Annotated in this window: 7 protein-coding genes and 1 pseudogene; 6 read left to right on the top strand and 2 right to left on the bottom strand. The window is 64.6% G+C overall.

Going from position 1 to position 7,390, the window contains the following annotated elements; all coding sequences use genetic code 11:
• Positions 1-662 (bottom strand): FAD-dependent monooxygenase (locus RMO81_RS07985; protein ID WP_310475294.1); only part of this gene is annotated, 662 nt, incomplete at its 3' end.
• 190 nt (positions 663-852) lie between these two features.
• Between RMO81_RS07985 and RMO81_RS07980 the strand changes: the two genes are divergently transcribed.
• The 3 genes from RMO81_RS07980 to RMO81_RS07970 are packed head-to-tail and all read left to right on the top strand — an operon-like array spanning position 853 to position 3,909.
• Complete coding sequence (locus tag RMO81_RS07980) at positions 853-3,204, top strand: DNA translocase FtsK (protein WP_409049597.1); 2,352 nt, start codon at positions 853-855, stop codon at positions 3,202-3,204.
• A 53-nt stretch (positions 3,205-3,257) separates the two neighbouring features.
• Positions 3,258-3,503 (top strand): hypothetical protein, encoded by a 246-nt coding sequence (locus tag RMO81_RS07975; protein ID WP_310475293.1) that lies wholly within the window; start codon positions 3,258-3,260, stop codon positions 3,501-3,503.
• Positions 3,496-3,909, top strand: a complete 414-nt coding sequence (locus RMO81_RS07970; RefSeq protein ID WP_310475292.1) for a retroviral-like aspartic protease family protein — start codon at positions 3,496-3,498, stop codon at positions 3,907-3,909. Before RMO81_RS07975 ends, RMO81_RS07970 begins: the two co-directional genes overlap by 8 nt.
• Here RMO81_RS07970 and RMO81_RS07965 read toward each other — a convergent pair.
• Positions 3,906-4,673, bottom strand: a complete 768-nt coding sequence (locus tag RMO81_RS07965) for a sulfite exporter TauE/SafE family protein (RefSeq protein WP_310475291.1) — start codon at positions 4,671-4,673, stop codon at positions 3,906-3,908. The genes RMO81_RS07970 and RMO81_RS07965 overlap by 4 nt on opposite strands.
• A 167-nt stretch (positions 4,674-4,840) precedes the next feature.
• On the opposite strand from RMO81_RS07965, the gene lptB reads away from it, so the two are divergent.
• The 3 genes and pseudogenes from lptB to RMO81_RS07950 all read left to right on the top strand — a co-directional run.
• Entirely contained in the window at positions 4,841-5,608 is a 768-nt protein-coding gene (gene lptB, locus RMO81_RS07960) for an LPS export ABC transporter ATP-binding protein (RefSeq protein WP_310475295.1), read from the top strand.
• A gap of 18 nt (positions 5,609-5,626) precedes the next feature.
• Positions 5,627-7,135 (top strand): RNA polymerase factor sigma-54, encoded by a 1,509-nt coding sequence (rpoN, locus tag RMO81_RS07955; RefSeq protein ID WP_310475290.1) that lies wholly within the window; start codon positions 5,627-5,629, stop codon positions 7,133-7,135.
• 90 nt (positions 7,136-7,225) lie between these two features.
• A pseudogene (locus RMO81_RS07950) lies at positions 7,226-7,390 on the top strand (peptidase M48); the annotation flags it as partial.

The following is a 7,390-nucleotide window of genomic DNA, read 5'->3' as shown; positions in this document are numbered from 1 at the left end:
CCGTCTTCAGTGTCGCGCATCGGCAGCAGCGCCAGCGGGCCCGACGGGTAGAACAGTTCGCAGGCGATATTTTCGTGCGGCACCGTGTGCGCCACCATGGTGATCAGCGCGGCATGATCATATTGCCAGGTCGAAAGCGGGATGCCGGCGGCTTCGCGGGTGGCCGATCGGCGACCGTCGCAGGCCACCACCAAAGGTGCCTTGAACACGCGGCCATCGGCCAGGGTGAGGGTGGCGGCGTGTTTGTCGCGGGCCAGATTGGTGACCTTGACCGGGGCGAGCAACGTCACTTCCGGGCAGGCCCGAACCGCGCGCAGCAGGCCGGTGCGCAGCCAGCGGTTTTCCACCATCGTGCCGAGCGGGTCATTGCCCTCGCCGGCATCGAAATGCAGGAACTGCGGGTGGGCGGCATCCGTCACGCGGATCTCGCGGATCGGGCAGCCATGGGTATCGAGGATATCGCCCAGCCCCAGCGCGCGCAGCATGCGGGCCGAAGCACTGGCCACGGCGGTAGCGCGACCATCGAATGCCGGCAACGTTGTGCTTTCGAGATCCTGAGCATCGACGACGATGCTCGTCACTTCGTGCCTGGCCAGGGCCAGCGCCAGCGTGGCGCCAACCAGGCCGCCACCGATGATGATTACGTCTGCATCCATCGTCATGCTCAGCGTTCTAGCCCAACGCCGCGATTCCCCCAAGCGGACATGATGTCCGGGGTAGCGCTGGCTTCGCTCGGGGTTTCGCTCGGGTTTTCCTTGACCCAAACCCGGCGCTGATTCATTTTAGAGCAGTGCCCAAATGGTGAACATCCAGCGGACACCGAAGTTTCCCCCCGCGAAAGGCGCAACCGCAATGGCCACTCGGGCAGCATCTGCCCCCAAGCCCAGCAGCACTGGCGGACCGGCGTGGCTGGTGCGGCTGCGTGTGGCGCTGGTGCTGGGCCTTCGCATGGCAGCGCGCGTTGCGGCTGGTGCTGCCGTTGCGCTGATCGGCGTGGCGCTGGTGCTTGCCCTGTTGAGCTATTCACCGGCTGATCCGTCGTTCAACACCGCAACCGCGCGTGCGGCCGGCAACTGGATGGGCACGATCGGCGCGCATATCGCCGATGTGTTGCTGCAACTGGCGGGCTGGCCGGTCCTGCTGCTGGCGCCAGCGTTGCTGCTCGCCGGCTGGCGGGTGGCGCGCGATGAAGACGTGCCGGTGGCGCGCATGGCGGGCGCCAGCCTGGGCGGTGTGGCGCTGTTGTCGTTTGCGGCCGGCGGATTCGGCCTGTCCGACATGGGCGCACCGGCTGGCCCCGGTGGTCTGCTGGGCCAGAGCCTGGCCGCCATTGCCGCCAGTGTCGAAGCCATTCCGGAACTGGCAGACGTGTCGGTGGGCACATTCCTGGCCATATTGCTGGCGCCGCTTGGGCTGGCGTTTCTGGCCTGGGGCAGCGCCATCAGCCGCGAAGCCGTGGGAGACGCCATCGCTGCCGGCCAGCGCCTGTGGAACCCCGATGCCGAAGCCGAGCCCGGCAGCCTGAACCTGCCCAAACCCACGCGCCCGCGCCCCAAGGCCGAAGCCGAATTGACCAGCGACCCCGAGCCCGGCCCGCTGGTGGTGCTGGAGCGGCCCGAACGCACGGGCCGCAGCGAACGGGTGGTGCGCGACAAGCAGAAATCGTTCGATCTGGGTGATGCCTCGGTGCTGCCGGGGCTGGACCTGTTGGCGCCGCCGCCATCGGCACCGCGCGCCCGTGTTGATGCCGCTGCGCTGGAACAGAATGCCCGGCTGCTGGAAGGCGTGCTGGAAGATTTCGGGGTGCGCGGCCGCATCGGCGAAGTGCGCCCCGGCCCGGTCGTCACCATGTATGAACTGGAACCGGCGCCGGGCATCCGGGCCAGCCGGGTTATTGGCCTGGCCGACGACATCGCACGATCGATGAGCGCGCAATCGGCGCGCGTCGCCGTGGTGCCGGGCAAGAACGTGATCGGCATCGAACTGCCCAACCCGGTGCGCGAAACCGTGTCGCTGTCGGAACTTTTGGGCAGCGCCGATTTCGACAGCCGATCGGTCACGCTGCCGCTGGTGCTGGGCAAGGATATTGCCGGCGTGCCGGTGGTTGCCGATCTGGCGCCGATGCCGCATCTGCTCATCGCCGGCACCACCGGTTCGGGCAAATCGGTCGGCCTCAACGCCATGATCCTCTCGCTCTTGTATCGCATGACCCCGGCCCAGTGCCGGCTGATCATGATCGATCCCAAGATGCTGGAACTGAAGATGTACGACGGGATCCCGCATCTGCTGGCCCCCGTTGTTACCGACCCACCCAAGGCCATCCGCGCGCTGAAATGGGCGGTGGAGCAGATGGAAGATCGCTATCGCAAGATGAGCGAGCTCAACGTCCGCAGCCTCGCCAGCTTCAACCAAAAGGTGAAAGAGGCGCAGGCCGCCGGCAAGCCGTTTGTGCGCCGCGTGCAGACCGGGTGGGACCCGGAAACCGAAATGCCGATCATTGAAGAGGAAGTGCTCGATTTCGAGCCGATGCCGCTGATCGTGGTGGTGGTCGACGAACTGGCCGATCTGATGATGACGGCCGGCAAGGAAGTCGAATTCCTGATCCAGCGCATCGCCCAGAAAGCGCGCGCCGCCGGCATCCACTTGATCATGGCCACCCAGCGCCCGTCGGTTGACGTGATTACCGGTGTCATCAAGGCCAATCTGCCGACCCGCATCAGTTTCCAGGTGACCAGCAAGATCGACAGCCGCACCATCCTGGGTGAACCCGGTGCCGAACAGCTGCTGGGCAAGGGCGACATGTTGTGGATGGCTGGCGGCAAGCTGGTGCGCGTGCACGGCCCGTTCGTTTCGGATGGCGAAGTGGAGGCCGTAGCCGATTTCTGGCGCGCCCAGGGCGTGCCGGACTATGTCGACGCCGTCACCGAAGAACCAGCCGACATGGATGGCCAGCTCGATCTGGCCAGCGCCGGCCTGACCGGTGGGCGCGGCGGCGATGAGGAAGCCGACATCTATGCCAAGGCCATCGATGTGGTCGCCAAGGCACAAAAGGCCAGCACCAGCTTCATCCAGCGCCATCTGCGCATCGGCTACAACAACGCCGCCCGCCTGATCGAGCGTATGGAGCAGGACGGCTTTGTCAGCCGCCCCGATCATGTTGGCCGGCGTGAGGTGCTGATTGATGAGTTTGGCCAGCGGCGTTAACGGCTTGGCAGACGAATCGATATGTGATTCAATGCCATCAAAAGGATGGTTTGATGTCTCTAGATGCCCGCCAGCGCGAAATTGACCGAAATTTCGACTTTTTTCTAAGTCAGTTCAGGCAGTTGGACGAAGGCCATCGGGGTGAGTATGTCTTGCTCCGCCATCAACAGATCATTGGCTTCTATGACCGTGTTGAAGATGCAGCCTCCGACGCGCAGCAACGTTTTGGCGATCACCTCTATTCGATCCAGATTGTTGAGCCAGAGCCCGTTGACCTGGGCTTTGTAACGCGTGCCTGAGATCAGCGGTGTCCATGATGGACGCCAGATTTTGGTGCCCATTGTTCTGGTGGGCGGCACTGGCCAGGCAGTGAACATGGTAGAGGCAACCGCCTTGCTCGATACCGGCGCCTCATTGACAGCAATTGCCCCGCAGCTTGCCGACGCCATGGGACTCACCCCCGTAGGCAGACGCATATTGGACACGGCTGCGGGTACAAGGCGAGCCAACGCTTATAATTTTACTCTTGGGTTTCGGATGGCGTCGGAAGGCGGGCTGGCGCAACCGCCGCTGTTTCTGCCAAGTGAGATCTATGGGATCGATTTCACCAAAGGCATCGCCTTCGAAGTTTTGATAGGCATGGATATATTGTCGAAGGGCGATCTCCGCGTCGATCGTCAGCGCAATTGGCGCTTCCGCTTCTAGGCGCGCAGGAACAGCCCCACGGTCAACCCCAGGCCGATGACAATCACGGCGATCTTCAGCGCCTTTTCCGGCACCACTGCCAGCGCCCGCGCGCCAACATAGCCGCCGGCCATCGCGCCGACGCCAACCACCAGCGCGTGCATCCAGGCGACATTGCCGGTGAACGCAAACAGGATGGCAGCCGTGGTGTTGGACAGCGAGACCAGCACGTTCTTGGTGCCGCCCGCATTGCGCACGGCCAGGCCGGCAATGGTCAGGCTGGCCAGAGTCATGATGCCGGCGCCGCCGCCAAAGAAACCGCTGTAGATGCCGATCGTCGATTGGGTGAGCACGGTCACCCAGGCTGGCGGCGGCGGCTTGTCGACGGCCTGCTTTGGGCCAAAACTGCCCCAGGCAAACACGGCGGTGGCCAGCAACACCAGCCACGGCACCATGGCAGCAAAAACATGTGTGGGCGTGGCGTTGAGCAGCAGCGCGCCGGCCACCCCACCAATAAGCGCAATGGCGGCCAGTGCCTTGAACGACAGGCGTTCGGCCCCGGCCACCAGCTTGCGGCCGGCAATGCCCGTGGTGATCTGGCCGGGAAACAGCGCCATGGTGGAGGTGATATTGGCCAGCTTTGGATCAAGCCCGGCGGCGATCAGGGCCGGCAGGGTGATGAAACTGCCGCCGCCGGCCAGCGCATTTTGGGCGCCCGCCCACAGGCCCGCGCCCAGCAACAAGGCCAGCATCGCCGGATCAGAGAATAACAGCGCCGAGCCCATGATGGCTGCGGCTGTTCCCGGAAAAGCGCCGGATTGGCAACAGAAATCACAGGCTTCGCCGCTGAGCCGGCTTGGCGCGGCGCTGCTTTCACGATAGTTTGCACCCCGACATGCAAATTTCGCGCCAATTGGCGGGAGCAGATTCGATTATGGCCGAAACCGACGTGATGGAACAACACGAACAGCAGCGCGAGCAATCGGGCAGTCCTGTGCTGCGCGGGCTTTCGGTTGATGGCATCGGCAAGAAATATGACAATCGCGTTGTGCTGCGCGACGTGTCGCTGTCGGTGCGGCGCGGCGAGGTTGTCGGCCTGCTCGGCCCCAATGGCGCCGGCAAGACCACCTGTTTCTATTCGATCATGGGCCTGGCGATGCCGGATTCGGGTCGCATCCTGCTGGATGGCCACGATATCACCGGCCTGCCGATGTATCGCCGCGCCGCGCTGGGCCTGGGCTATCTGCCGCAGGAAACCAGCATCTTCCGCGGCATGACGGTGGAACAGAACATCATGGCCGTGCTGGAAGTAGCGGAGCCCGATGGCCGCGCCCGCGCCGCCCGGCTGGAGGAATTGCTGGGCGAATTCAACATAACCCGCCTGCGCAGCGCCCCGGCGATGGCGCTTTCCGGCGGGGAGCGCCGCCGGGTCGAAATCGCCCGGGCGCTGGCCGCCAACCCGTCGATCATGCTGCTCGATGAGCCGTTTGCCGGGATCGATCCCATCTCCATTGCCGATATCCGCGCGCTGGTGGTGCAATTGCGTGCGCGCGATATCGGCGTGCTGATCACCGATCACAATGTGCGCGAAACGCTGGAAATCGTGAACCGCGCCTGCATCATCTATGATGGCCGCGTGCTGTTCGAAGGCACGCCGGAAGCGCTGGTGGCCGATGAAACCGTGCGCCGCGTCTATCTGGGTGAGGATTTCAGCCTGTGAGACAGATGAGCGCCTGACATGGGCTTGGGGCCGCGTCTTGAGCTAAGGCAATCGCAGCAGCTGGTGATGACCCCCCAGCTGCAGCTGGCGATCAAACTGCTGACGCTGACCAATGTCGAACTGGAAGGCTGGATCGCCGAGGAGATGGAGCGCAACCCGCTGCTCGCCGGCGGCGATGCCGCTGAACCGCAGGAGCCGGCGGGGCCAAGCGGAGTCGATGCGCCGCCTGATGCACTGCCTGCAGTTGACGATGCGAGCAGCGCCGGGCTGGAAGCCTTGCTGCGCGATGGCAGCGGCGGCGGCGATGAAAGCGGGCCGCTGGACGCCGATTTCACCGGTGAGCGTTTCCACCATGATTGCGAATCCGACCAGCCCGCCGATTGGGGCGAACGCGCGGCGCAAGCCAGCGGCGAGGACGCCGGCCCGGATTTCGAGCGCATGGCCGGCGGCGAGGCCGGGCTGACCGAAGTGCTGGAGGCACAGGCCACCGCCCGTTTTGACGGCATTGAACTGGCCATCGCGCGTTTCATCATCGATGGGCTGGATGAAGCCGGCTATCTGGTCGAGCCGCTGGCGGAGATTGCCGATCGGCTGGACGTGTCGCCGGCGCGGGCCGAAGCGGTGCTGCGCGAGGTGCAGATGTTCGATCCGACCGGCGTTGCGGCGCGCAGCCTGTCGGAATGCCTGATCGCCCAGGCCCGCGCGGCCGATCGCTGCGACCCGGCAATGGAAAAACTGCTGAACAATCTCGATCTGGTGGCGCGCGGCGACATGGCCGGCCTGATGCGGCTGTGCAAGCTGGACCGCGAGGATATCGTGGACATGATCCGCGAGCTGAAATCCTATGATCCCAAGCCCGGCCTGCGTTATGCCGGCGAAGCGGCAACACCAGTGGTGCCCGATGTGTTCGTGACACGCGGCGCCGATGGCGGCTGGCAGATCAGCCTGAATCAGGCGACGCTGCCGCGCCTGATCATCGATCGCGATTATCACAGCGAACTGGCCGTCGGGGCCGACAAGGCCACCCACGGCTTCCTCAACGAATGCGTGGCCAGCGCCAACTGGCTGCTGAAGGCGCTCGATCAGCGCGCCCGCACCATCGTCAGGGTGGCCACAGAAATCGTGCGCCTGCAGCAGGGGTTTTTCGAACAGGGCGTGAGCCAGCTGAAGCCACTCACCCTGCGCCAGGTCGCCGACCTTATCGAAATGCACGAATCGACCGTCAGCAGAGTCACCAGCAACAAATATCTACTGTGCGATCGCGGCCAGTATGAGTTGAAATATTTCTTCACCTCCGGTGTCGGCTCCGGCGATGGCGAAACAGCATCGGCCCTGGCCGTGAAGGACCGCATCGCCCGCCTGATCGCCGCCGAGGGCGAAGATGTGTTGTCGGACGACAAGCTCGTCGAACTGCTGATTGGCGAAGGCTTCGATATCGCGCGGCGCACCGTGGCCAAATATCGCGAGGCACTGGGGCTTGGGTCGTCGGTGCAACGCCGCCGGGCGCGGGCGCTGCGCGCGGCTTAGGGGTAGCCGGCCTCCGGCGGGGCCAGTTGTTTGGGGTTCGTCGTTCCCCCTTCACCGCCAGTTCAACTGTGCTAGGCAAGGGCAACATTCATGCGCATCCTTGTTTCCTTGCTGGCGATAGCCCTGGCGCTGCTGCCCAATCTGCTTCCCGGCCCGGCCTGGGCGCAGTCCATCCTGCGCGATGCCGAAACAGAGGCCTTTCTGCGGGAGATCTCGCGGCCGCAGGTCGATGCGGCGGGGCTGGATCCACGCAGT

The organism is Sandarakinorhabdus sp., from assembly GCF_031422795.1.
Taxonomy (GTDB): Bacteria; Pseudomonadota; Alphaproteobacteria; order Sphingomonadales; family Sphingomonadaceae; genus Sandarakinorhabdus.
This window is presented reverse-complemented; position numbering and strand designations above follow the sequence as displayed.